20 protein-coding genes are annotated in these 21,803 nt (G+C 68.5%); 13 read left to right on the top strand and 7 right to left on the bottom strand.

Going from position 1 to position 21,803, the window contains the following annotated elements; all coding sequences use genetic code 11:
* Positions 1–97: 97 nt before the first annotated feature.
* Positions 98–802, bottom strand: a complete 705-nt coding sequence (locus RWR81_RS05365; protein WP_314455533.1) for a hypothetical protein — start codon at positions 800–802, stop codon at positions 98–100.
* 128 nt (positions 803–930) lie between these two features.
* On the opposite strand from RWR81_RS05365, the gene RWR81_RS05360 reads away from it, so the two are divergent.
* From RWR81_RS05360 to RWR81_RS05345, 4 genes are all read left to right on the top strand, one after another.
* On the top strand, positions 931–1,752 hold the full coding sequence (locus RWR81_RS05360) for an ABC transporter ATP-binding protein (protein WP_314455530.1): 822 nt from the start codon (positions 931–933) through the stop codon (positions 1,750–1,752).
* Positions 1,753–1,835: 83 nt separating this feature from the next.
* Entirely contained in the window at positions 1,836–2,300 is a 465-nt protein-coding gene (locus tag RWR81_RS05355; protein ID WP_314455527.1) for an NfeD family protein, read from the top strand.
* Positions 2,301–2,469: 169 nt separating this feature from the next.
* The gene (locus RWR81_RS05350) at positions 2,470–3,783 is read left to right on the top strand and encodes an SPFH domain-containing protein (protein ID WP_314455524.1); all 1,314 of its coding nucleotides are present in this window, start codon (positions 2,470–2,472) and stop codon (positions 3,781–3,783) included.
* 153 nt (positions 3,784–3,936) lie between these two features.
* The gene (locus RWR81_RS05345) at positions 3,937–4,797 is read left to right on the top strand and encodes an RNA methyltransferase (RefSeq protein WP_314455520.1); all 861 of its coding nucleotides are present in this window, start codon (positions 3,937–3,939) and stop codon (positions 4,795–4,797) included.
* Positions 4,798–5,118: 321 nt separating this feature from the next.
* Here RWR81_RS05345 and RWR81_RS05340 read toward each other — a convergent pair whose 3' ends face one another.
* Positions 5,119–7,248 carry a glucose PTS transporter subunit IIA gene (locus RWR81_RS05340; protein ID WP_314455515.1) on the bottom strand — a complete coding sequence of 710 codons (2,130 nt, stop codon included), beginning with the start codon at positions 7,246–7,248 and terminating at the stop codon, positions 5,119–5,121.
* Positions 7,249–7,678: 430 nt separating this feature from the next.
* Here RWR81_RS05340 and RWR81_RS05335 point away from each other — a divergent pair, with 430 nt between their 5' ends.
* The 4 genes from RWR81_RS05335 to RWR81_RS05320 all read left to right on the top strand — a co-directional run bounded on the left by RWR81_RS05335 (position 7,679) and on the right by RWR81_RS05320 (position 11,738).
* A complete protein-coding gene (locus RWR81_RS05335; protein WP_314455512.1) occupies positions 7,679–8,335 on the top strand; it encodes a hypothetical protein in 657 nt (218 codons plus the stop codon).
* A 48-nt stretch (positions 8,336–8,383) separates the two neighbouring features.
* Positions 8,384–10,042 carry an ABC-F family ATP-binding cassette domain-containing protein gene (locus RWR81_RS05330; RefSeq protein ID WP_314455509.1) on the top strand — a complete coding sequence of 553 codons (1,659 nt, stop codon included), beginning with the start codon at positions 8,384–8,386 and terminating at the stop codon, positions 10,040–10,042.
* 223 nt (positions 10,043–10,265) lie between these two features.
* Positions 10,266–10,658, top strand: coding sequence for an iron-sulfur cluster assembly accessory protein (locus tag RWR81_RS05325; protein ID WP_314455507.1), 393 nt, complete (start codon positions 10,266–10,268; stop codon positions 10,656–10,658).
* A gap of 48 nt (positions 10,659–10,706) precedes the next feature.
* Positions 10,707–11,738 carry an FKBP-type peptidyl-prolyl cis-trans isomerase gene (locus tag RWR81_RS05320; protein ID WP_314455506.1) on the top strand — a complete coding sequence of 344 codons (1,032 nt, stop codon included), beginning with the start codon at positions 10,707–10,709 and terminating at the stop codon, positions 11,736–11,738.
* A gap of 96 nt (positions 11,739–11,834) precedes the next feature.
* On the opposite strand, the gene RWR81_RS05315 is transcribed toward RWR81_RS05320, so the two are convergent.
* Positions 11,835–12,458, bottom strand: a complete 624-nt coding sequence (locus RWR81_RS05315; protein WP_314455504.1) for a superoxide dismutase — start codon at positions 12,456–12,458, stop codon at positions 11,835–11,837.
* 180 nt (positions 12,459–12,638) lie between these two features.
* On the opposite strand from RWR81_RS05315, the gene RWR81_RS05310 reads away from it, so the two are divergent.
* Positions 12,639–13,082: a hypothetical protein gene (locus RWR81_RS05310; RefSeq protein WP_314455501.1), complete on the top strand. Its 444-nt coding sequence runs from the start codon at positions 12,639–12,641 to the stop codon at positions 13,080–13,082.
* A 247-nt stretch (positions 13,083–13,329) separates the two neighbouring features.
* Here the strand turns inward: RWR81_RS05310 and RWR81_RS05305 are convergent, their stop codons facing one another.
* Positions 13,330–13,962, bottom strand: coding sequence for a class I SAM-dependent methyltransferase (locus tag RWR81_RS05305; RefSeq protein ID WP_314455498.1), 633 nt, complete (start codon positions 13,960–13,962; stop codon positions 13,330–13,332).
* A gap of 28 nt (positions 13,963–13,990) precedes the next feature.
* Entirely contained in the window at positions 13,991–15,655 is a 1,665-nt protein-coding gene (locus RWR81_RS05300; RefSeq protein ID WP_314455600.1) for a DEDD exonuclease domain-containing protein, read from the bottom strand.
* 243 nt (positions 15,656–15,898) lie between these two features.
* Between RWR81_RS05300 and RWR81_RS05295 the strand changes: the two genes are divergently transcribed.
* A complete protein-coding gene (locus RWR81_RS05295; protein ID WP_314455496.1) occupies positions 15,899–16,783 on the top strand; it encodes a lysophospholipid acyltransferase family protein in 885 nt (294 codons plus the stop codon).
* A gap of 37 nt (positions 16,784–16,820) precedes the next feature.
* Here RWR81_RS05295 and RWR81_RS05290 read toward each other — a convergent pair whose 3' ends face one another.
* Positions 16,821–17,675 (bottom strand): PaaX family transcriptional regulator, encoded by an 855-nt coding sequence (locus RWR81_RS05290; protein ID WP_314455493.1) that lies wholly within the window; start codon positions 17,673–17,675, stop codon positions 16,821–16,823.
* Positions 17,676–17,797: 122 nt separating this feature from the next.
* On the opposite strand from RWR81_RS05290, the gene RWR81_RS05285 reads away from it, so the two are divergent.
* The 3 genes from RWR81_RS05285 to RWR81_RS05275 all read left to right on the top strand — a co-directional run bounded on the left by RWR81_RS05285 (position 17,798) and on the right by RWR81_RS05275 (position 21,357).
* Complete coding sequence (locus tag RWR81_RS05285) at positions 17,798–18,505, top strand: CPBP family intramembrane glutamic endopeptidase (protein ID WP_314455490.1); 708 nt, start codon at positions 17,798–17,800, stop codon at positions 18,503–18,505.
* A gap of 149 nt (positions 18,506–18,654) precedes the next feature.
* A complete protein-coding gene (locus RWR81_RS05280) occupies positions 18,655–19,884 on the top strand; it encodes a pyrophosphate--fructose-6-phosphate 1-phosphotransferase (protein ID WP_314455488.1) in 1,230 nt (409 codons plus the stop codon).
* A 123-nt stretch (positions 19,885–20,007) separates the two neighbouring features.
* Complete coding sequence (locus tag RWR81_RS05275; protein WP_314455598.1) at positions 20,008–21,357, top strand: class II 3-deoxy-7-phosphoheptulonate synthase; 1,350 nt, start codon at positions 20,008–20,010, stop codon at positions 21,355–21,357.
* A gap of 54 nt (positions 21,358–21,411) precedes the next feature.
* Here RWR81_RS05275 and RWR81_RS05270 read toward each other — a convergent pair.
* Positions 21,412–21,803: PASTA domain-containing protein (locus RWR81_RS05270; RefSeq protein ID WP_314455485.1), on the bottom strand; the 392-nt coding region annotated here is incomplete at its 5' end.

Genomic DNA, 21,803 nt, shown 5'->3' with positions numbered 1-21,803 from the left:
TCCCGGCCGCCGCAGCTCGCATTGGCCGGAGTCGTCGAGGTCGTCGCGCTCCGCCGAGTGGTACGGCGCGGTCCGGCTCTGAGCCTCTGAGTCTCTGTTACCGGGCCCACCACTCGGTGGCCGCCGCTGCGCCGTGGCGGGCCACTGCCAGCAGTGGACGCAGCACGTCGGAGCGACGCTGCGCCTGAAGAGCCGTCGTGGCCGCGCCGTCATCGTCCAAGGCCAGCTCGCAGATCCCAACCAGCCGCAATGAGCGCTCCAGCAGCTCCCGGTTGCGTTCCGGCAGCCAGGGCGGGATGAGGCGCGGGTCCGCCACGGCTGTGAGCAGGTCGTTGAGGGCGTCGGCCACCTCCGGGTGCTCGCGGGCCAGGTCGAGCTCGATGAGCGAGTCGATCGCCTCCTCCGTGGCGGCGTGCACCTGTCTGCGGGCGTGCGCCGCGTCCAGCGGCGGCAGCGGGCCGGTCAACGGCTCGGCGCGCCAGGTCATGGAGGCGCCGGAGTCCTCGGGAACCAGTAGCACCCGCCCGGGCGCGCCCTCGACGACGACCCCCTCCTCGACATCGGGGAGGATGCCCCAGGTGCCGGAGCCGGCGGTGGGAAGGACCGCCGTGACCCGGCTGAGCGGGCGGGCACCGGTGAGCCATCGCTCCAGGTCGACACGCTCTGCGCCCCCGTCGTCGGCCGGGGCGCCGATCACATCGTGAACGCCGTCGGGTCCCTGAACGAGCGACAGTCCGTGGGAGGAGGGAACCGGCACCCACAGGGCCAGCACGATGCTGATGGGCGGGTCGAGGGGATCCATAGTGCTCAACCATAGTGAATGGTGCCGTTCCGGCCCGGAGTCGAATGGGGACCATTCACCATCCGGTTCGTTCCCCCAGCGCTCGGTATTTGCCCGGTGCGGCAACGGCGGCACGATAGGATCGGCTCATGACCAGTGTCCTGCGCCTCGACGATGTCTCGCTGCACCGCGGCAGCAACCAGATACTCAGTCACATCAGCTGGACGGTGGAGGAGGGGCAGCACTGGGTGCTGTTGGGACCCAACGGTGCCGGCAAGACCACTATCGCCAGGATCGCGTCGGCCAGGCTCTTCCCCTCCTCGGGGACGGTGGAGGTTCTCTGCGAGCGGCTAGGGCGCGTCGACGTCTCCGAACTCCACCCCCGTATCGGTCTGTTGTCCTCGGCCCTGGCCGCGAACGTCCAAAACGGCGAGAAGGTGCTGGGCGTGGTCCTGTCGGCCTCCTACGGGCGCATCGGGCGTTGGCGCGAGGAGTACGACGACTTCGACGTCGAGCGGGCCCAGGCCCTGTTGGACGCACTGGATGCAGGGCACCTGGCCCAGCGCCTCTGGGGGACGCTGTCCTCCGGGGAGCGCAAGCGTGTCGAGCTGGCCCGCGCCCTCATGCCGGATCCGGAGATGCTCCTCCTCGACGAACCCGCCTCGGGCCTGGACCTGGCCAGTCGTGAGCAGCTGCTGGTGGCGCTCTCGGAGATCATCTCCTCGCCCGACTCGCCCTCCATGGTCCTGGTGACTCATCACCTCGAGGAGATCCCGGAGGGCTTCACCCACGCGCTCGCACTGCGCCAGGGGCAGGTCGTGGGCTCCGGTCCGCTGGAGCGGGTTCTCGTCGAGGACACCATCAGCACCACTTTCGGTATGCCTCTGGAGGTCACTCACGACCGCGGCCGCTATACCGCCCGAGGCCGGCGCACCGGTCATGGCGGGCGCGCCGCCGAGGCCCGGGGCTGATCGGCGCCGGGCGCAGACAGTCGCGCCGGCCCGGCCCAGCATCGGACCACACAGTCACCAACCGCATTCATCAGGAGGTTTCAATGGAATGGCTCTTCTGGATCGGAGGTGCCCTGCTCCTCGTCGTCGTCGAGACGGTAACGGCTGATCTCACCTTCCTCATGATCGCAGGCGGTGCGCTGGGAGGTGGCCTGACGGGCTTCTTCGGCGGCCCCCTGTGGGCCCAGGTGATGGTCTTCGCCTGCATCTCCACCCTGTTGCTCTTCGCCGTGCGCCCCTGGGCCAAGCGGCGCCTGGCGGCAACCACTCCGCAGATGAAAACCAATGTCGATGCCCTCATCGGCAGGTCAGCCACCACCATCACCGCGGTGGACGGCGGCGGCGGCCGAGTCCGCCTGGGCGGTGAGGAGTGGAGCGCTCGCCTGGCCCCTGTTACCCCAGGGGGCGTGACCCGTCTGGAGGCAGGAGCCCGCGTCAGCGTCACTCAGATCGACGGGGCAGTGGTCCTCGTCTCCCCGGTTGCGCCCGCCGGCTCCTCCGCATCCTGATACCGGGATCCGTCCGCGAAGTCCGCGGCGGTTTCGACCCGGCCGGTGGTGCCTTAGGGTGTTGATGTCGTCAGCACCACATCCGTTCATCCGTACGTTCCAGCTCCCAGTTCCCGTGGCCGGCTCACAGCCGTCCTGGTCACCCGTTCAACCCCGCAGGAGGAAATTCGTGGACTTCACCTACATCATCTTGCTTCTCTTGGCACTACTGGTCATCACCGCCATCTTCCGAGCGGTGCGGATCGTCAAGCAGAGCACCGCGATCATCGTTGAGCGCCTGGGGCGCTTCCAGGCGGCCTACACTGCCGGACTCCACTTCCTCGTGCCCTTCGTCGACCGGGTGCGCAACGTCATGGACCTGCGCGAGCAGGTCGTCTCCTTCCCTCCTCAGCCGGTCATCACCTCCGACAACCTCGTCGTGAGCATCGACTCGGTGGTCTACTACCAGATCACCGACCCGACGCGTGCGACCTACGAGATCTCCAACTACCTGCAGGCCATCGAGCAGCTGACCGTCACCACGCTGCGTAACGTCGTCGGCTCCATGGACCTGGAGCAGACGCTGACCAGTCGCGATCAGATCAACGGGCAGCTGCGCGGCGTTCTGGACCAGGCCACCGGCCGCTGGGGCATCCGCGTCAACAGCGTCGAATTGAAGTCCATCGACCCGCCCGCCTCCATCCAGGGCTCCATGGAGCAGCAGATGCGCGCCGAGCGTGACCGCCGCGCCGCGATCCTGACCGCCGAGGGAGTCAAGCAGTCGCAGATCCTCACGGCCGAAGGTGACAAGCAGTCCGCCATCCTGCGCGCCGAGGGACAGGCGCAGTCCGCGATCCTCAAGGCGCAGGGTGAGTCCCGGGCCATCCTCCAGGTCTTCGACGCCATCCACCGCGGCAACGCCGACTCCAAGCTGCTGGCCTACCAGTACCTTCAGACCCTGCCCAAGATCGCTAACGGCTCCTCCTCCAAGATGTGGATCGTGCCCACCGAGTTCACCGCGGCCCTCGATGGGATCGCCGGTGCCCTCGGCGGGGGCAAGGGCGGGGGATCCGGAGGCGGTTCAGGTGGCTCCGACGACGACTCCGACTCCGGCCCGGGAGTCGACCTGGCGGGCAGCGAACTCGACCTGGACATCGCCTCGGACCTGGCCAGCACCAGCCTCCAGGCCCCTGAGGAGGCTCTTGCCCAGGCCCGTGGCGAGGTCGAGTCGGCCTCCCAGGAGGCCAGTGAGGAGCCCGCCCCCAAGGGGAGCGCCGCTCCGAAGGCTCCCGCTGATGAGGCGGACGGAGGACCGACCGTGACCGTCCCGATGTCCGACGACGTCAAGGGGAGACACTCCTCGCGCGGCGGCCATGAGGCCACTTCCAAGGAGCAGCGGTCTGACCGGCCCGGTACCGTACCGCCGCGTGGTGGCTACGGCATCCAGCCCCAGCCCGGATACGGCATGTCTCCCGGAGCGCCTCAGGGACCCAACGGGGCCTGAGACGCATCCACCGCGCCGTCCGCCGGCATCGGGAACCTCATAAGCCTCACGGCACGCACTGCGGTGGGAGGAGTAGGTGATTCGTCAGGATCGGCCTATTCTTCCCGCCGTAGTGCTGTGCTGAGCGAGGACGGACCCAGAAGGTGACGGGCGATGATCATTGAGCTGGCCGACGGCGCCGACGAGCGCCTGGCGGACTACACCCGGTTGACGGACGTGGCACTGCGCCGTCGGCTGGAGACCCGGCGCGGCTTGTACATGGCCGAGTCCTCCAAGGTCATCACCCGCGCCGTCGCCGCCGGGCACGCCCCGCGCTCCTTCCTCATGGCACCGCGCCACCTGGACGAGATGTGTCCGGTCATCGCCTCGGCGGCCGGCTGCGGGGGAAGCGACGACGGCGGGGAGGTCCCCGTCTTCATCGCCCCCGAGGAGGTGCTGGAGTCCATCACCGGGTTTCACCTGCACCGCGGGGCGCTGGCCGCCATGAACCGGCCCGAGCTCGCCGGCGTGGCCGAGCTGCTGGCCTCCGCGCGCGCAGGAGCGGGAGCAAGGCGCGTCGCCATCCTGGAGGACCTGGTGGACCACACGAACGTGGGAGCCGCCTTCCGCAGCGCAGCGGCCCTGGGGCTCGACGCCGTCCTGGTCACCCCGCGCTGCGCCGACCCGCTCTACCGCCGCAGCGTGCGCGTCTCCATGGGCACCGTCTTCCAGGTCCCCTGGACCCGGATCGAGCGCTGGCCCGCCATGGACGAGCTCCACGCGCAGGGCTTCACCGTGGCAGCGCTGGCGTTGTCGGACGTCTCGGTGGCACTGGACGAGTTCGCGGCCTCGCCGACCTGTACGGAACCGGACTCGCGGGTCGCGGTCGTCCTGGGCACGGAGGGCGACGGGCTGTCCCACCGGACGATTGCCGCGGCTGATGAAGTGGTGCGCATCCCCATGGCCGGGGGAGTGGACTCCCTCAACGTGGCGGCCGCGGCCGCCGTGGCCTTCTGGGCGCTGCGGCTGCCATGATCCGGCGGTGATCCAACGCCGCCTATGGCGACTGAAAAGCAAAGTGTCGGGGGGGGGGGGGGGGGGGGTGGGTGGGGCCCCCCCCCCCGCCCGCGAGGTCGGGGGGGGCGGGGGGGGGGGGCCAGAGGGAGGGGGCACCCCCCGGGGGGGGGGGGGGGGGGCCCCCCCAAGCGGGGGGGGGGGGCCCCGCCCCCGCGGGTGCCCCCCCCCCCCGCCAGGGCCCCAGTCAACACTTTGGGGGGGGGGGGGCCGAGTCTGTCCCCGGATCCGACCCCGACGTCTTGCTCGATGGCCGATCAGGTCGGCGGCATCACTTCAGGATCAGGCCCCGGGCGCGGTGACCTTGATGAGGGTGTCGCCGGGCTTCACCGAGTCTCCGCCGACGACCTCAACGGAGGCGAAGGAGGCGGTGTTGGTGATGAGCACCGGCGTGGTCAGCGGGTAGCCGGCCTGCTCGATGACGGAGCGGTCCACGCGGACGAGCTCCTGGCCCTCGCTGACGCGGTCGCCCTGGGAGACCTTGACGTCGAAGCCCTTGCCCTCCAGGTTGACGGTGTCCAGACCCACGTGGATGAGGATCTCCACGCCGTTGTCCAGGGTGATGCCGAAGGCGTGCCCCGAGGAGGGGGCGACGACGACGGTTCCGTCCGCGGGAGCCGTGACGACGATGTCGCCCTCGGGCTCCAGACCGACGCCCTGGCCGACGGCGCCCGAGGAGAACACCGGGTCGGGAACCTTGTCCAGGTCCATGGTCGTGGCCTTGAGCGGCGAGGCGATCTCGGTGACCGCGCCAGGAACGAGGGCCGGCTTGGGCGTGGGGGCCTTGGCGGTCCGGTCGCCCTCCTCAGTAGTAGCAGCCGAGGTGGGGCTGCCGGACTTGGGCTCCTTGGTGACCTCAGCCGGGTCGGAGACGGTGTTCTCGCCGGCCTCGACGACGCCCGCTGCGGCGAGCGCCTCGGCCCGCTCCTCCTTGGTGCGGTAGCCGAAGGAGACGATGAGGAAGAAGGAGGTGGCGAAGGCCGCAGCGACGGCGATGCCGTACAGAGCCATGGGGTTGAAGACCGGAATGGTCAGCAGCGAGGTGAAGGCGAAGGTCTTGGTCGTGACGCCTTCGATGCCTCCGATCATGCTGCCGATGCCCTCGACGAGGCCACCGACGGCGCAGCCGACGAGCATGAACGGGTAGATGCGCTTGAAGCGCAGATGGATACCGTAGAGGCTCGGCTCGGAAATACCGCCGAGCAGACCGGCGAATAGGGCACCGGTGGCGGTCTGGCGCATCTCGTTGTCCCTGTCGCGGACGGACCACACGAGGACGGCGGCGGTGGCGCCGAAGCAGGCGAAGTTCCAGGCGCCCATGGGGCCCTGGATGAAGTCGGTGTGGTGCGTGGCGTCCGAGGCGATATTGGCCAGCATGAGGGCGTTGAGCGGCCAGTGCAGGCCCAGCGGTACCAGGAAGGGGTAGACCATGGGGATGAGGATCGCGAAGATGATTGGGGCGTGAGAGTTGAGCCAGAACAGGGCCGTGCCCAGGCCGGTGCCGATCCACACGCCCAGGGGGCCGATGAGGAAGGCCGTTACCGGCATCATGATGACGAAGGACAGGAAGGGCACGAAGACCATCTGCACGTTGGACGGAACGATCTTGACCAGTCCCTTGTAGACCAGGGCCAGGATGGCCACCATCATGAGGGGGACGAAGACCTGACCGCCGTAGCCGTTGAGCTGCATGGGCAGTCCGGCGATATGAGCCGTGCACAGCTTGGAGTTCAGCGTCACGTTCTGGACGCAGGTGGTGCTTGGGTGCGTTTCTAGTTTGAGGAACTCGGGCGTGAGCAGCGCAGCCATGATCGCGGTGCCGACCCAGGGGTCGATCTTGAGTTTCTTGGAGGCGTTATAGGCCACCATGATCGGCAGGAAGTAGAAGACGCTGCGGAACATGGCGTCGACGAACAGCAGCATGGCTGGCTTGTCAGCATCGTCCGCGTGGGTGTTGATGAGGTGGAAGGCTTCACAGATGGCCTCGCCCGCGATGATGAGCGAGGCGCCCAGCAGCGCCGGCAACAGAGGGCGGAAGGAGTCCGAGAGGTACTCGAAGAAGGCGTCGACCAGGGCGTTCTTGCCGCGGGCCTTGGCTCGAGCGGCCGCCTTGACGTCGGCGTCGGACTGCCCCGAGTCGGAGGACCCGCCCCGGCTCTTCATGGCCGGCAGGTTGTTGATCTCGTCGTACACGCTCTGTACGGCACCACCGATGACGATCTGGTAGCGGTCCCCGGACTGGGGGACAGCGCCCATGACACCGGGGATGGCCTCGACGGTGGTCTTGTCGATGCCGGAGGCGTCCTTGAGCTCGAAGCGCAGTCGGGTGGCGCAGTGGGTGAAATGGATGATGTTCTCGGCGCCGCCGACGGCGTCGAGGATTGCCTCAGGGGTTGAGGTCGTGGTTGCCATTCGGGCCCTTTCCTACTGAGCGAGGTGGACGATGACGATGGATGCACGTCGGTGCGCTCCGGGTCCTCGGTGGGCTCGCTCTCGGTGGTGGAGGGGGGAATTTCGTCACCTCGTGCGTGGTGCAGTGGAGGTGCTCGGGGAAGAGGCTACTGCCTCACGACCCAGAACCGAAAGGCAACAGTCCGTCCGGCTGGTGCCGAGCGTCGGCGTGCTGCTTGCACGAGTGACGAGCGTGAGGGGCATACGGGATATCGGTCGGACCCGTTCAAGGTGCCACTGCCTGCGAACTCGCGGTGCGCCAGGCGCCACTGTGCTGAGTTCGCTCAGGTGAAGCCCCTTTTATTCACAGGAGACGTGGTCAGCGGATGCGTGGGTCGAGAGGCTCTCACACGCTGGAAGCCCGGCCCGTTTCAAATGCAAGGAGCTCGACATGAGCCTACAGACCTCCCCGGCAGCGTCACCGGCACCGAAGACCGCATCGACCATTGCGGTCCGCCCGTCGGCAACCACCCTGTCTCACACCCCGTCCCCGATGGGCGCTCCCGATTCGGAACGCCTTTACGGACCGCCGGGGTGGACGGTGCGTATCGGCCTGTGGCACCTGCTCGAGCCCTGGCTCGATGCTCCGCGCTGCTTGCCGAGGGAGACGCCGTTGCGTACGGACGCCCTCGGCGCCCCGATGAGCGACTACGTGCCGTTCCGCGGGATGGATGCCGCCACGGCGGCCGATCTGCTCGCTCGCCTCCCGGCCCTGGCGCTAGCCGATCGCCAGAACCTCTCCCCGAGTCTGAAGACGATGCTGAGGGCCTGTGCCGGTGCGGACGGGCGGGTACGTCTGTCCGGCTACGGGATCGGTCCTCAGCGCGACGACGAGCGCCTGAGTGTCGAGGCCCTGTGGGTCGCCGACGCCGACCTGCAGGGCTACGAGGTCTTTGCTGAGCACAGGCGCGCATGCCAGTGCTCCGCGCTGTGGGAGCGGGTCAAGGAGCGCTACGAGCTCGATGCCCGGTGCATCCCTGATGACATTGTGCGCACCCGCCCCGAGTGGGCAGGCGGTGGGGTCGGCTGGTGGATGTGGTGGGACTGATAGGTCCGACGCGACGGTTTACGGCGGCGGGCCCGTACGATGGCGCGCGTGATCAATGTCCAGGACCTCACCATGCGTATCGGTGCCCGCCAGCTCGTCGCTCACGCCGGCTTCCGGGTCGACAAGGGGATGCGCATCGGTCTCGTGGGTCGTAACGGCGCCGGCAAGACCACCATGACCAAGCTGCTCGCCGCTGCTTCGGTGGCCCAGGGCGCCGGGCGCGCCGTCAACGACGCTGATGAGCGCCACGGTCTGGAGGCCGTCGAGCACGAGGGCACGATCACCTGCACCAGCTCGGTGGGCTATCTGCCCCAGGACACCAAGGTCGGGGACCTGAGTGAGATCGCCCGCGACCGCATTCTGTCCGCCCGAGGTATCGACGCGCTCCTGGCCCGCATCCGCAAGGCCGAGGAGCGCATCGCCGTCTCCGAGGGTGAGGCCCAGGCCAAGGCCCTGGACCGCTACACGCGCCTGGACCACGAGTTCACCATGGCCGGCGGCTATGCGGCCGCCTCGGAGGCCGCCCGCATCAGCGCCGCCCTGGGCCTGCCCGACCGCGTCCTCGACCAGCCCATCGGCACGCTCTCGGGTGGTCAGCGCCGTCGGGTCGAGCTCTCCCGGGTCCTGTTCCAACAGCCCGACACGCTCCTGCTCGATGAGCCCACCAACCACCTCGATCATGACTCGATCCTGTGGTTGCGCGATCACCTGCGTGCCTACGCCGGGGGCTTCATCGTCATCAGTCACGACGTCGAGCTCCTGCGCGACACCGTCAACCAGGTCATGTACCTCGATGCCGGCCGCGGGGTCCTCGACGTCTACCACCTGGGCTGGGACGCCTACCTCAAGCAGCGTGCCGATGACGAGCACCGGCGCCGTCGTGAGCGCGCCAACGCCGAGAAGAAGGCCGCCGCCCTGCGCGCCCAGGGGGAGAAGATGCGGGCCAAGGCCACCAAGGCCGTGGCCGCCCAGCAGATGCTCAAGCGCGCCGAGCGCCTCATGGCCGACCTGGAGGAGGAGGCCGCCGTGGAGAAGGTCGCCCACCTGCGCTTCCCCGACCCCGCGCCCTGCGGCAAGACCCCGCTGCGCGCCGCCGGGCTGTCCAAGGCCTACGGCTCCTTGGAGGTCTTCGCCGGTGTGGACCTGGCCATCGACCGCGGCAGCCGGGTCGTGGTCCTGGGCCTCAACGGCGCCGGCAAGACCACGCTCCTGCGCCTGCTCGGAGGGGTGGAGGAGCCCGACTCCGGTGAGGTCATCCCCGGACACGGCCTCAAGATCGGCTACTACGCCCAGGAGCACGAGACCATCGACACCGCGGCGACCGTCGTGGAGAACCTGCGCCGCGCCGCCCCCGGTATGGACGACACCCAGGTGCGCAGCGTCCTGGGCTCCTTCCTCTTCTCCGGCTCGGACGCCGACAAGCCCGCGCGGGTCCTCTCCGGCGGGGAGAAGACCCGCCTGGCCCTGGCCATGCTCGTGGTCTCCAGTGCCAATGTGCTCCTGCTCGATGAGCCCACGAACAACCTCGACCCCGCCAGCCGCGAGGAGATCCTGGGGGCGCTCGGCACCTTCGCCGGCGCCGTCGTCCTGGTCACCCACGACGAGGGAGCCGTCGAGGCCCTGAACCCCGACCGGGTCCTCCTGCTTCCCGACGGCGACGAGGACCTGTGGGGACCGGAGTACCTGGAACTGGTGGCGCTGGCCTGATGCCGGGCCCGGACAGGCGGACGCCTTCAGACACGGTGAGGCCCGTCACTGAGGTCTTGGGGTGAGGACCGCGTAGGGTTGTCGCCAGGAACAAGGCGTCTGGCTGGAGCGTTGGCTCCGGTGGAGCCCTTCGGTTCTCGCTGAGAGAGTCGCCGTAGGACCATCTGCGGTGCCGCACGACGCACCGCAGGCAAACGCAGGCACAAGAGACCAGGAGATGACCATGGCAGAGACCTCCCTGACCGACACCACTGACACCGAGACCCCCGAGCACGAGGTCATCCTCACTGAGACCGCCGCGGCGAAGGTTGCCAGCCTTCTTGCCCAGGAGGGGCGTGACGACCTGCGCCTGCGGGTGGCCGTCCAGCCCGGCGGCTGCTCCGGCCTGGTCTACCAGCTCTACTTCGACGAGCGTCTCCTGGACGGTGATGCCGTGCGCGCCTTCCCCACCGGGGACGGTGAGATGGACAGCGTCGAGGTCGTCGTTGACCGCATGAGCGTGCCGTACCTGTCGGGCGCCACCATCGACTTCGCCGACACCATCGAGAAGCAGGGCTTCACCATCGACAATCCCAATGCCGCCGGAAGCTGCGCCTGCGGTGAGTCCTTCCACTGATTGCTACGGATCCCGCCCCGCGATCTTCCATATAAGCAAGGAGCCCATGTGCGCCGCACATCCATCAGCCTGACCGCCCTGGCCGCGGCCGCCTGCCTCGCGCTGGCCGGGTGCTCGGGGTCGTCCTCCTCCTCGGCGTCCAAGTCCGCCGCCTCTGAGACCCCGGTCCCGGCGGCCACGGATCCCGTGGACTGCTCGAGTCTCACGATCGACTCCGACTCCGAGTCACTGCCGACCATCGGCGGCGATGCCGGCACGCAGCCCACCGTGTCCTGGAAGAAGGATGCCCAGACACCCAAGAACCTCACCGTCAAGACACTGACGCAAGGAACGGGAACCGAGATCGACGCCGACGGCGTGGTCAAGGCCAACTACGCGGGTTGGCAGTGGGATGGCACTGATCCCTTCGACTCCTCCTTCAAGAGCGGCGCTCCGGTGACCTTCCCCCTGGGGAACGTCATTCAGGGGTGGAAGTGCGGCCTGGCCGGGCATCACGTGGGTGACCGAGTGCTCATGTCGATTCCTCCGGAGCTCGCCTATGGCAACAAGGCGGCCCAAGACGCTCAGGCCACCCAGGCGGGCGGTGCTCAGAGGCAGCAGAATCCGGCCGGGACGCTCGTGTTCGTCGTCGAGATCGTCGACGGCGTCAGCGGCAAGATCTCCGGCGCCTCGGCCACGGCGACGATGGAGGGCGAGGAGGCCGTGAGCCAACGCGGTATGGCGGTGAGTGGTGAGCTCGGCCAGCCGGCGACGATCTCTATCGGTGCCGATGCCGCTCAGCCGACCCAGTCCGAGGTCATTGTGCTGGCCCGGGGAACCGGTCCCGCCATCACTGGGACCTCCACGGCCGTGATGAACATCGCTGGAAACTACTGGGACGGCTCCCAGCCGTCCAACACCTGGGAGCAGCATGCCGCCGAGACGATCAACATGGCGCAGGCTCAGCAGTCGGTTCCGGGGCTGATCGGTGTACCGGAAGGGTCCCGGGTCGTGGTGCTTCTGCCGCCGACTCAGGCGGTCGGTCAGCAGCCGGGGGCGCCGGCGTCGGCCTTCGTCATGGACATTGAGAAGGTCCTCTAGCCCGAGGCGTACAGGCATCCGCCAGACGCAACTGTGGCCCGCACCCCGTGAAGGATGCGGGCCACGTCCCCGGCGCTGCTCTATAAGAGCTGCGTGTCAGCGGACGATGAGTCCCCGGGTCTTGGCAACCGCGTTGGCCAGGCGCTCGGCAACGTCCTGCCAGTTGGCGATGTTCCAGACGGCCTTGACGTAGTCGGCCTTGACGTTGAGGTAGTCGAGGTAGAAGGCGTGCTCCCACATGTCCACCATGAACAGCGGGATGGTGCCCACGGGCACGTTGCCCTGCTGGTCGAAGAGCTGGAAGATGACGAGCCCACCGGAGATCGAGTCGTAGGCGAGCACCGCCCAGCCCGAGCCCTGGATGCCCAGGGCGGTGGCGGTGAACTGCGCCTGGAACTTCTCGAACGAGCCGAAGGAGTCCTTGATGGCCTCGGCGAGCTCGCCCTCGGGCCGGCCGCCGCCGGCCGGGGAGAGGTTCTTCCAGAAGATGGAGTGGTTGGTGTGGCCGCCCAGGTTGAAGGCGAGGTTCTTCTCCCACAGGTTGATCGCGCCCAGATCGCCGGCGTCGCGGGCGGCGGTCAGGGCCTCCAGAGCGGCGTTGGCGCCGGCCACGTAGGCGGCGTGGTGCTTGTCGTGGTGGAGCTCCATGATCTTGCCTGAGATGTGAGGCTCCAGGGCGGCGTAGTCGTAGGGGAGCTCGGGAAGGGTGTACACGGCCATCAAGGACTGCCTTTCGGTGGGTGACGTGGCTCCAGTCCTGTCTCAGAGGGGCTCATAGGACTGAAGTCCTGAACATGGTCCATGCTAGACGGGAGGGTCGGAGGAGGGGTAGCGAGCCTCTGTGTGATTACACTGACCGCGGAAACACTGCTGTCCGCACCCGTCCACGAAGGATCCGCCATGACTGATCAGGCTGCTTCCGTCCGCCTCGAGCTCCTCGTCTTCTCCGACGACGCCTCCGTGCGTCAGGAGGTCATCGACGGCGTCGGGCGCCGACCGGCCAAGGGCCTGCCGCTGGTGACCTGGACCGAGACGGCCACCGCCGAGGGCGTGCGCATGGCCATCAAGGACCGGGAGAAGGAGGGCCGGCCGCCCTTCGACGCGCTCGTCCTGGACGCCGAGGCCAAGAAGCTCGGCGGCATGGGCCTGGCCCACGAGTTGTTCACCGAGCTCGACGAGCGCCCCGCCGTCGTCCTGCTGACGGCCCGTCCCCAGGACGACTGGCTGGCCGCCTGGGCCAAGGCCGAGGTCGTCGTGCCCCGGCCCCTGGACCCGCTGAGCCTCCAAGAGGGCGTCACCAAGGCCCTCACCGCCCGCCGCGGTACTGTCACCCCCGCCGGCTGAGCCGGACTCCTGCCTCCTGCTGCACCCGCCCGAAGCCGGAGCGGGTCCGCCACAGGCACGGCCGAGGGTGGAAGCGACATTGTGTCCAGATCTGCCACAAAGCTCTCGACCAGCCCCACTCGGACGAGAGAAAACCGCATGATTCCGCAGTTCTCTTAGATGAGAGGCGAGGCGGATCCGCTCCTTTGTGGCAGATTCGGACATCGGCACCTGATCAGAGGGCCGGGAGCGGATCTCTGCCCGGCCATCACCGCTTCGCTTGCGTCCGCATGCGTTGAAGTGGCCTCGGAATCGTGCGGCACGAGATGCTTCCGTGGTCGCGCGCATCTGGGATACGGCGGTGCTCCACGTCCAGGATGCTGAATCCGCTGCGCTCCAGAAGCGAGGCCAGGGTTTGTGGCGGCCAGTAGTAGGCCGGGGCGACCCCGTGGGGGAACTTCTCGATCCGGTCCCCGGCGAAGAACCCGACGAGCAGGTTCCCTTGTGGCTTGAGACTGTCCCTCAAGGACGTCAGCGTTCCTTGCAGGTCCTGAGGCGGGATGTGAATGAGGGAGTACCAGGCCAAGACGGCCCCGTAGGACCCCGCCGATAGAGACGTGAGGGAACCCTGCCGATAGATCACGTGCGGGTGCTGCTCGCGAGCGATCTTGATGAACCTCTCGACCGGGTCCACCCCTTCGATCTTGAGGCCCAGATCATGAAGATAAGCGGTCCAGTGCCCCGGCCCGCACCCCAGATCGAGGATCCGTCCCTGCACACCTCGCGCCCATCGGGTGATGAGCTCCCTGTCCTCTCGCGCCGTCGCCGCCATGTGACCAAGCGCCTCCGTGTACTCCTCGGCACGAGCGCTGTACGCCGACCACACATGACTGGAGCTCATAGCGCTGAGCCTATAGGGAGCGAAGCCGTCATTCCTCCGAGGTCAGGACCTTGCGATGGCGGGCGGCCGCTCTGATCGGCCACGTGAGCCCCGCGGGGTCGCCGTCGACCTCCACGATGCGTGCACCGGTGTCCAGGACCCAGTCGGCAAGCAGGGCGGTCTCCTCGATGCTTGCCGCCTCACCGACGAGGCCCGGCCTCTCGACGACCTGTGCGCTGGTGCGCAACAGTTCGACGGCGGGACGTGGGTCGGCCCCCGGAGCGGTCGTCATGGAGCCGGCCAGCACGCCCCAGCGCACCACCACCAGGTCCCAGCCGCCGGCCTCGCGCCGGCGGGCCGCCATGAGATGCGGGCAGGTCAGGAGAGGCCGCACCCGCTCGGCGCACGCCACCCCGCGCAGCAGGCGGCGCAGACGACTCGTCCAGAGGCCGGCCTCCTCGTAACGCTCGTCCCGCGACAAAGCCGCAATGCGCGTCAGTAGGGGAGTGGCCACCAAATCGACCTCGCCCGACAGACATGCCAGTGCCTCCGCGGGCTCTGCCGGGACGTCGTCGACTCGCACCCGGCGCAGCTCGTGACCGTCCCAGCGGCGCAGACGCAGTACCGACTCGGCGGCGCGCAGGGCCTCCTGCCCGCGGCCGCGCGAGGCGAAGGGCCCGATCGCGCGTCCGACCTCCTCAGTGGGCAGCACGGTGGTGAGTGCCAACCGGGGCTCGGCGCCCGGCCCCGCGCCTTCGTCCAGGTGGAGCCAGGGTCGGCGGCGCGGGGCCCGTGAGCGGCGGTTGACCGGCGGGTCGAGCTCGGCGATCATCCGCAGCTCGCGCACCCGCGCCTCAATGAGCGTGGGCGTGGCGATGTGCCGCACGCTCACGGTGGTGTCCAGCATCTGTGCCACCTTGCGGCGCTTCTCGGCGGCGGTGAAGTAGGAGCGCACCCGGCGTCTGAGGTCCACGGCGCTGCCCACGTAGAGCACCTGGTCGGCCGCCGAGCGGAACTGGTAGACGCCGGGGCCGCTGGGCAGGGCGTCGGCCAGGCGGCTCTTGGCGCGGCGCTTGGCCGGGACCGGGTCGGAGGCGGTGGCCAGGTCCTCCAGGTGCGTGACGCCGAGCGGCGCCATGACCTCCAGGGCCGCGTGCAGCACGTCCACGGTGGCCCGAGCATCATCCAGGGCACGGTGCGTGGGGCGGGTCTGGGAGCCCACGAAGGCGGCCAGCGTCCCCAGCTTGTGGTTGGGCACCTCGCTGCGGGTCCAGGCCTTGCGGGCCAGCCCCAGCGTGTCCAGCACACGGGGCTCGGGCCACTCCAGGCCCAGGGCCGCCGCGGCGCCACGCATGTGACCGACGTCGAAACGGGCGTTGTGCGCCACGAGGACGACGTCGTCGGCCACCAGATCCGCCCAGGACAGGAAGGCCTCCACGCAGGTGCGCACGTCGGGCGCTCCAGCCACCATCGCGTTGGTGATACCCGTGAGCATCGTGATCTGGGCGGGGATGGCGACACCTGGATCGACCAGGGTGGAGAAGTCGTCCAGAACCGTCCCGCCGCGCACCTTGAGTGCTCCGATCTCGGTGAGTGCACGTGCGCTCGGTGCCCCACCGGTTGTCTCCAGGTCCACGACGACGAAAGTCACCCTCTCCAAAGGCGTGCCCATGTCGGCGAAGGACGCCTGGGTGCCGGTGCGGCCTGTCCTCACCGTGTCCACGGTGCCCGGGACGATCTCGGCGCTCGGGGAACTGGCGGTGCTCACTGATGCAGGCTAGAGGACGGTGATGACACGCATCGCCTTCACCCGTCGGGAAGTCGGTGCGGGCAGCGCGCCGAGCACCCTAGAATCATCCCCATACCCGAGCGGCACCGCCGACTCCGGTGCCGTCCGTCTCCGACGGTGCAGGGTCCTGCGGTGGCCGCCCAGTCAGCAGATCACAGGAGGCCCCGCGTGGGATACGGACCCATCAAGGCAACAGTCGGCCCGGCCCTGGAGATGCTCTATCAGCCCTGGATCCGCGGTGAGGAGAACATTCCCACCGAGGGCGCGGCGATCCTGGCCTCCAACCACTTGGCGGTCATCGACTCCTTCTTCCTGCCGCTGCTGGTGGACCGCGAGGTCGCCTTCATCGGCAAGGCCGACTACTTCACCGGCAAGGGCGTCAAGGGCTGGGCGGTGAAGAACTTCATGAAGACCGTGGGTACCATCCCCGTGGATCGCTCCGGCGGCAAGGCCTCCCAGGCGGCGCTTCAGGCCGGCATCGACCGCCTGCGCTCGGGCGAGCTGTTCGGCATCTACCCCGAGGGCACGCGCAGCCCCGACGGGCGCCTCTACCGCGGTAAGACCGGGGTGGCCCGTATCGCCCTGGCCACCGGCGCCCCCGTGGTGCCCGTGGCCATGATCGGCTCCAACCTGGCCCAGCCGATCGGAAAGTCCATCCCCTCCACCCGCCACCGCGTGGGCATCGTTATCGGCGAGCCGCTGGACTTCTCCCGCTACAAGGGCCTGGAGAACGACCGCTTCGTGCTGCGCTCCATCACCGACGAGATCATGTACGCCCTCATGGCGCTCTCCGGTCAGGAGTACGTGGACCTCTACGCCGCCGATGTCAAGAAGGCCATGGACACGGACAAGAAGAGCGCCGACGAGGTCGTTGCCGAGATGCTCGCCGCCCAGGCGCAGGCACGGCCCTCGGTGGCGCCCGTGGCCGCCCCCGGTGGTCGCCCTGCCCCCGAGGCCTCCGTGCCCGAGCCGCCCGAGGGAAAGAGCGGCAGGGACGGTAAGGGCAAGAAGAAGCCCGCCGATGACGAGGATGTGTCCGCCGCCGAGCAGTAGCCCGTGGGGTCGTGCTCCCGGGGGTCTCGTCGTTGTGTCACTGACCACCGAGCTCCGCGGCCAGGAGGGTCCGGGCGGCGGACACTCCGTCGAGCATGAGCGGCCCGGACATCTGGGCACTGAGCCAGGTCAGGTCCGTCGTCGGAAAACCGTCCGGTAGGAGCTCGCCGGGCAGGGGAGGCATGAGGCCCCACAGGTAGATGGCGTCGCTGAGAAGGTCATGGGCCCGGATGAGCGGTCCCCAGGTTGGCGCCGACACCGCTCGGCTTCGTGATGGAGATGGATCGCCGCTGTCGGGACGTTCCATGTTGGTGCGTAGATGGGCGACGGTCTGCGCCACCCGGGTGGCGACGTCGTCAAGGTCCCAGCTCGCCGCCGCCAGGTGCCTGGCCGTTGTCAGGTCCATGACGAGGCGTGCCCGCCAGCCGTCTTGCGCCCACGGACCGGGCGGTTCCATGCCGATCAGCAGGCCGGGCCGCGGGCAGCCCCACCCCTGGGCGAAGGCGGCGGAGCGTAGATTGTCTCGTTCCGAGCGGCGGGACTCGGGCAGATCGTAGATGACGGCGTGGAAAGAGCCCTCCCAGACCGGCTCGACGGCGAAACGGTGCTCAATGGCGTCGAAGCGCTCCAGGTAGTCGCCCGCCATGGCGTAGTAGGAGATACGTCCCCGCCTGCGGCTGGTCAAGCGCCCCTCCTTGAGCGCCCGCGTGATGTAGGAGCGTGCGCCGGCAGTCGTCAGACCGAGCGCCTGCAACGCCTTGATGATGAAGGAGCCGGGGAGCTCGCGGACCTCGGCCAGCCCGAACAGGAAACCCACCGTCGCCGTATGGGCGCGCGACGTCCCGTGAGGTGGACCTCCTGCCGGTTGCTGTGGTGAGAACACGTCAGCCATTGTCTCTCGCGCGGTCTCCCAGCGGATGCTGTTGGTGCCGATGAGGCTGGGAATGTGCGATCGGTGCGTCCATCCGCTACGATTCGCTTTACTTGAAGAACGAAACGTATTGGAGATGAATGATGTCGACGTCGAGCCCGCAGCGCCCGCCCCTGACCAAGGCCGCGGCATGGCGTGAGGTGGGACTGACCGCGGCCATCCTGTGGCTGGTGCTCGGTGGGGCCTGCTTCTTCCTCGGAGCCCAGTGGATCCATGATCGCTGGGGTAAGAGCCTCAACGCGACTCTCATCCTTGACGTCGTGTTCCTGATCGGCTGTCTCGTCGTCATCGGTTTCGTGCTCTGGCGCCAGCGTCGACAGGGCGAGGGGATCGCCGAGCTGGGGTGGGGACGCCCGGCCCGGATGCCGGTGGTCATCATCGCCGTCGTCTACGGCCTGGCCTGGACCTCGATGAGCTACATGCGCGGGGGCGATCCGCTGGCCTTCCCCTGGCAGCGGCCGATCATGATGGCCATCGGCCTCGTGCTGGCCTTCGCCGAGGAGATCGCGGTGCGCGGGCTCATCCTGGACCGGCTGGCGCGCTGTGGCACCTCCCGACTCCTCCAGATCGTGGTGACGGCGGCAATCATGGCCGTCTATCACGGTGTCGTCGGACACAGCATCTGGCCCTCCTACATGGTCTCCTCCTTCGTCATCTTCGGAATCCTCTCGGCCATCTACGTCTACGGGGGCCGTAGCCTCACTCCCGTCTTCATCGCTCACGCCATGACTCACTTCCTGGGGGACCCGGCCCTCATGCAGGGCATCCTCTATGGAGTCGGTGCCGGCTGATTGCCTCGGACGGGTCCTCGTCCGAATCCATCCCCGTCGGTCCCTGTCAGCCGCCGTCGATGGCACGTAGACTGGCGCGCGATGCGGCGCATGCCGCACGATCCGGCCGGGGCGCTGACCCCGAGTACCCACAATCCGAAAGGTTCCCGATGTCGATTCGTCGCGTCGCACTGCTCACCGCCGGCGGTTTCGCCCCCTGTCTGTCCGCCGCCGTCGGCGACCTCATCGAGCGCTACACACAGGTCGCTCCTGAGGTCGAGATCATCGCCTACCAGTACGGTTACCACGGCCTTCTCACCGGCAACTACATCGTCATCGACGACGAGGCCCGTAAGAACGCCGGCATCCTGCGGGACTTCGGCGGGTCGCCGATCGGCAACTCCCGCGTCAAGCTCACCAACGCCAAGAACCTCGTCGAGCGAGGCCTCGTCGAGGAGGGCGTCAACCCTCTGGAGTTCGCCGCCGAGCAGCTGCGCAAGGACGGCGTCGATGTCCTGCACACCATCGGTGGCGACGACACCAACACCACCGCCGCGGACCTGGCCGCATACCTCCATGAGAACGACTACGAGCTCACCGTCGTCGGCCTGCCCAAGACCATCGACAACGACGTCGTCCCGATCCGTCAGTCCTTGGGCGCATGGACCGCGGCCGATGAGGGCGCCGGCTTCGCCTTCAACGTCATCGGCGAGCACCGCTCCAACCCCCGCATGCTCATCGTCCACGAGTGCATGGGCCGCAACTGCGGCTACCTCACCGCCGAGACCGCCCGCCGCTACCACGACCTGCTCCAGACCAAGCAGTGGGCCCCCTCCCTCGGCCTGACCAAGGAGCGCTGGGACGTCCACGCCGTCTTCGTCCCCGAGATGAAGCTCGACATCGCCGCCGAGGCCGAGCGCCTCAAGGCCATCATGGACGAGCAGGGCAACGTCAACATCTTCCTGTCCGAGGGCGCCGGCGTCCCCGAGATCATCGCGGAGATGGAGGCCGCCGGCCAGGAGGTCCAGCGCGACCCCTTCGGCCATGTCAAGCTCGACACCATCAACCCCGGCCAGTGGTTCGCCAAGCAGTTCGCCGAGCTCATCGGCGCTGAGAAGGTCATGGTCCAGAAGTCCGGCTATTACTCGCGCGCCGCCCACGCCAACGCCGAGGACCTCGCCCTCATCAAGAAGATGTGCGACTTGGCCGTCGACTGCGCCCTGCGCGGCGAGTCCGGCGTCATCGGCCAGGACGAGGAGAACAACGACGAGCTCACCGCCATCGCCTTCCCGCGCATCGCCGGCGCCAAGCCCTTCGACATCACCCAGCAGTGGTTCACCGACCTCATGGCCGAGTTGGGCCAGAAGGTCGAGCCCGCCGAGGTCGCCCCCGAGCACTGAGGCCGAGCCCGCACCCCTAGCACTGTGGCCGGTGCCGTCCTCCTGACGGCGCCGGCCGCTCTGTTTCGCCATGCGGCGCCGATGCCGGGTGATACTTCCGGCTGGCCTATGCTGACGGGCGTGATGAACGAGCTCTCCGCCGCCCGCACGGATGCCCAGGCTCCCGCATGGCGTCACTTGCCCGCCCTCCAGCAGCCCGCCTACCCCGACGAGGCCGCGCTGGCCGACGTCGTGGCGGACCTGCGCCGCCGGCCCCCGCTCGTCTTCGCCGGAGAGGTCGACTCCCTGCGTGACCTCATCGCCCAGGCCAGCGCCGGAAACGCCTTCGTGCTCATGGGCGGGGACTGCGCCGAGTCCTTCACCCACAACACGGCCGACAACATCCGCCTCAAGGTCCAGACCATCCTCCAGATGGCCGCCGTCCTCACCTACGGCGCCTCCACGCCCGTGGTCAAGATCGGCCGCATGGCCGGCCAGTACGCCAAGCCCCGCAGCTCGGACACCGAGACCCGCGGTGAGGTCACCCTGCCCGCCTTCCGCGGTGACTCCGTCAACGGCCACGAGTTCACTCCCGAGGCCCGCATTCCCGACCCCACGCGCATGCTGGACGCCTACCTGCGCTCGGGCACCACCCTCAACCTCATCCGCGCCTTCACGATGGGCGGTTACGCGGACCTGCGCGAGGTCCACTCCTGGAACCGAGGCTTCACGGCCAACCCCGCCTACAAGCGCTTCGAGTCCTTCGCCGACGAGCTCGACCGGGCCATGCGCTTCATGGAGGCCGCCGGCGTCGACTTCGAGGCCCTGCGTCAGGTCGACTTCTACGCCGCCCACGAGGCTCTGCTCCTGGAGTACGAGGACGCCATGATCCGTGAGGACTCCCGTACCGGACGCCTCTACGACACCTCCGCCCACATGCTCTGGGTGGGGGAGCGCACCCGCGAGGCCGACGGCGCCCATGTCGCCATCCTCTCCGGCGTCCACAACCCCGTGGGCGTCAAGATCGGCCCCACCACGTCCCCGGACGACATCGCCCGGCTCGTGGATCGGCTCAACCCCGACGGCGTCTCCGGGCGCCTGTCCCTCATCACCCGCATGGGCGCGGGCCGCATCCGCGATGCCCTACCGCCGCTGGTGGAGGCGGTGCACGCCGACGGCCGACCCGTCACCTGGATCATCGACCCCATGCACGGCAATACCATCACCTCGGACAATGGCTACAAGACCCGCCGTTTCGAGACGATCCTCGACGAGATCCGTGGCTTCTTCGAGGTCCACCGCTCCCTGGGCACCGTACCCGGGGGCATCCACGTCGAGCTCACCGGCGACGACGTCACCGAGGTCCTCGGCGGGGGCGAGCACATCGACGAGGCAGGCCTCGCCGAGCACTATGAGACCCTCGTCGACCCCCGCCTCAACCACCAGCAGTCCCTCGAGGTCGCCTTCGAGATCGCCGAGATGCTCAAGGGCTGAAGGTGCCGGCCAGCGTGGAGACCTGCTGGCGCGGTGTCGTCAGAAGACGTTGATTCAGAAGACGTTGATGGTGACCTTGGACTCTGTCTTGACACTGGAACCCGGTGCGGGGTCGGTGGAGCGCACGGTTCCGAACGGGCCGCCCAGGCGCCTATTGACCTCCACCTTGAGTCCGGCGTCCTCCAGGGTCTTCTTGGCCTCGTCCTCGCTCTTGCCGGTCACGTCGGGGAGCGTCATCTTCTCCGCCCCCTTGGAGATGGTCAGGTCCACCGAGTCGCCCTTGTAGTATCCCGACGCCCCGGCGATGGGGGAGGAGGCGATAACCCTCCCCCTGGCCACGGAGTCGGAGTGGTCCTGGATGACCTTGCCCTTCTTGAGTCCGGCGTCCTCGAGGGTCTTCTTGGCCTCGTCCTCGCTCTTGCCGGTCACGTCGGGTATGGTTGCCG

Source organism: uncultured Actinomyces sp. (assembly GCF_963526355.1).
GTDB lineage: Bacteria > Actinomycetota > Actinomycetes > Actinomycetales > Actinomycetaceae > Actinomyces.
Note: the sequence above shows the minus strand (reverse complement) of the source record. Positions and strands in the feature narration are given on the sequence as shown.

Coding starts and splice junctions, on each gene's coding strand:
- RWR81_RS05365 (WP_314455533.1), bottom strand. CDS start 802: ATGGATCCCCTCGACCCGCCCATCAGCATCGTGCTGGCCCTGTGGGTG.
- RWR81_RS05355 (WP_314455527.1), top strand. CDS start 1,836: ATGGAATGGCTCTTCTGGATCGGAGGTGCCCTGCTCCTCGTCGTCGTC.
- RWR81_RS05325 (WP_314455507.1), top strand. CDS start 10,266: ATGGCAGAGACCTCCCTGACCGACACCACTGACACCGAGACCCCCGAG.
- RWR81_RS05280 (WP_314455488.1), top strand. CDS start 18,655: ATGTCGATTCGTCGCGTCGCACTGCTCACCGCCGGCGGTTTCGCCCCC.
- RWR81_RS05305 (WP_314455498.1), bottom strand. CDS start 13,962: ATGAGCTCCAGTCATGTGTGGTCGGCGTACAGCGCTCGTGCCGAGGAG.
- RWR81_RS05345 (WP_314455520.1), top strand. CDS start 3,937: ATGATCATTGAGCTGGCCGACGGCGCCGACGAGCGCCTGGCGGACTAC.
- RWR81_RS05335 (WP_314455512.1), top strand. CDS start 7,679: ATGAGCCTACAGACCTCCCCGGCAGCGTCACCGGCACCGAAGACCGCA.
- RWR81_RS05315 (WP_314455504.1), bottom strand. CDS start 12,458: ATGGCCGTGTACACCCTTCCCGAGCTCCCCTACGACTACGCCGCCCTG.
- RWR81_RS05310 (WP_314455501.1), top strand. CDS start 12,639: ATGACTGATCAGGCTGCTTCCGTCCGCCTCGAGCTCCTCGTCTTCTCC.
- RWR81_RS05285 (WP_314455490.1), top strand. CDS start 17,798: ATGTCGACGTCGAGCCCGCAGCGCCCGCCCCTGACCAAGGCCGCGGCA.
- RWR81_RS05275 (WP_314455598.1), top strand. CDS start 20,008: ATGAACGAGCTCTCCGCCGCCCGCACGGATGCCCAGGCTCCCGCATGG.
- RWR81_RS05340 (WP_314455515.1), bottom strand. CDS start 7,248: ATGGCAACCACGACCTCAACCCCTGAGGCAATCCTCGACGCCGTCGGC.
- RWR81_RS05290 (WP_314455493.1), bottom strand. CDS start 17,675: ATGGCTGACGTGTTCTCACCACAGCAACCGGCAGGAGGTCCACCTCAC.
- RWR81_RS05360 (WP_314455530.1), top strand. CDS start 931: ATGACCAGTGTCCTGCGCCTCGACGATGTCTCGCTGCACCGCGGCAGC.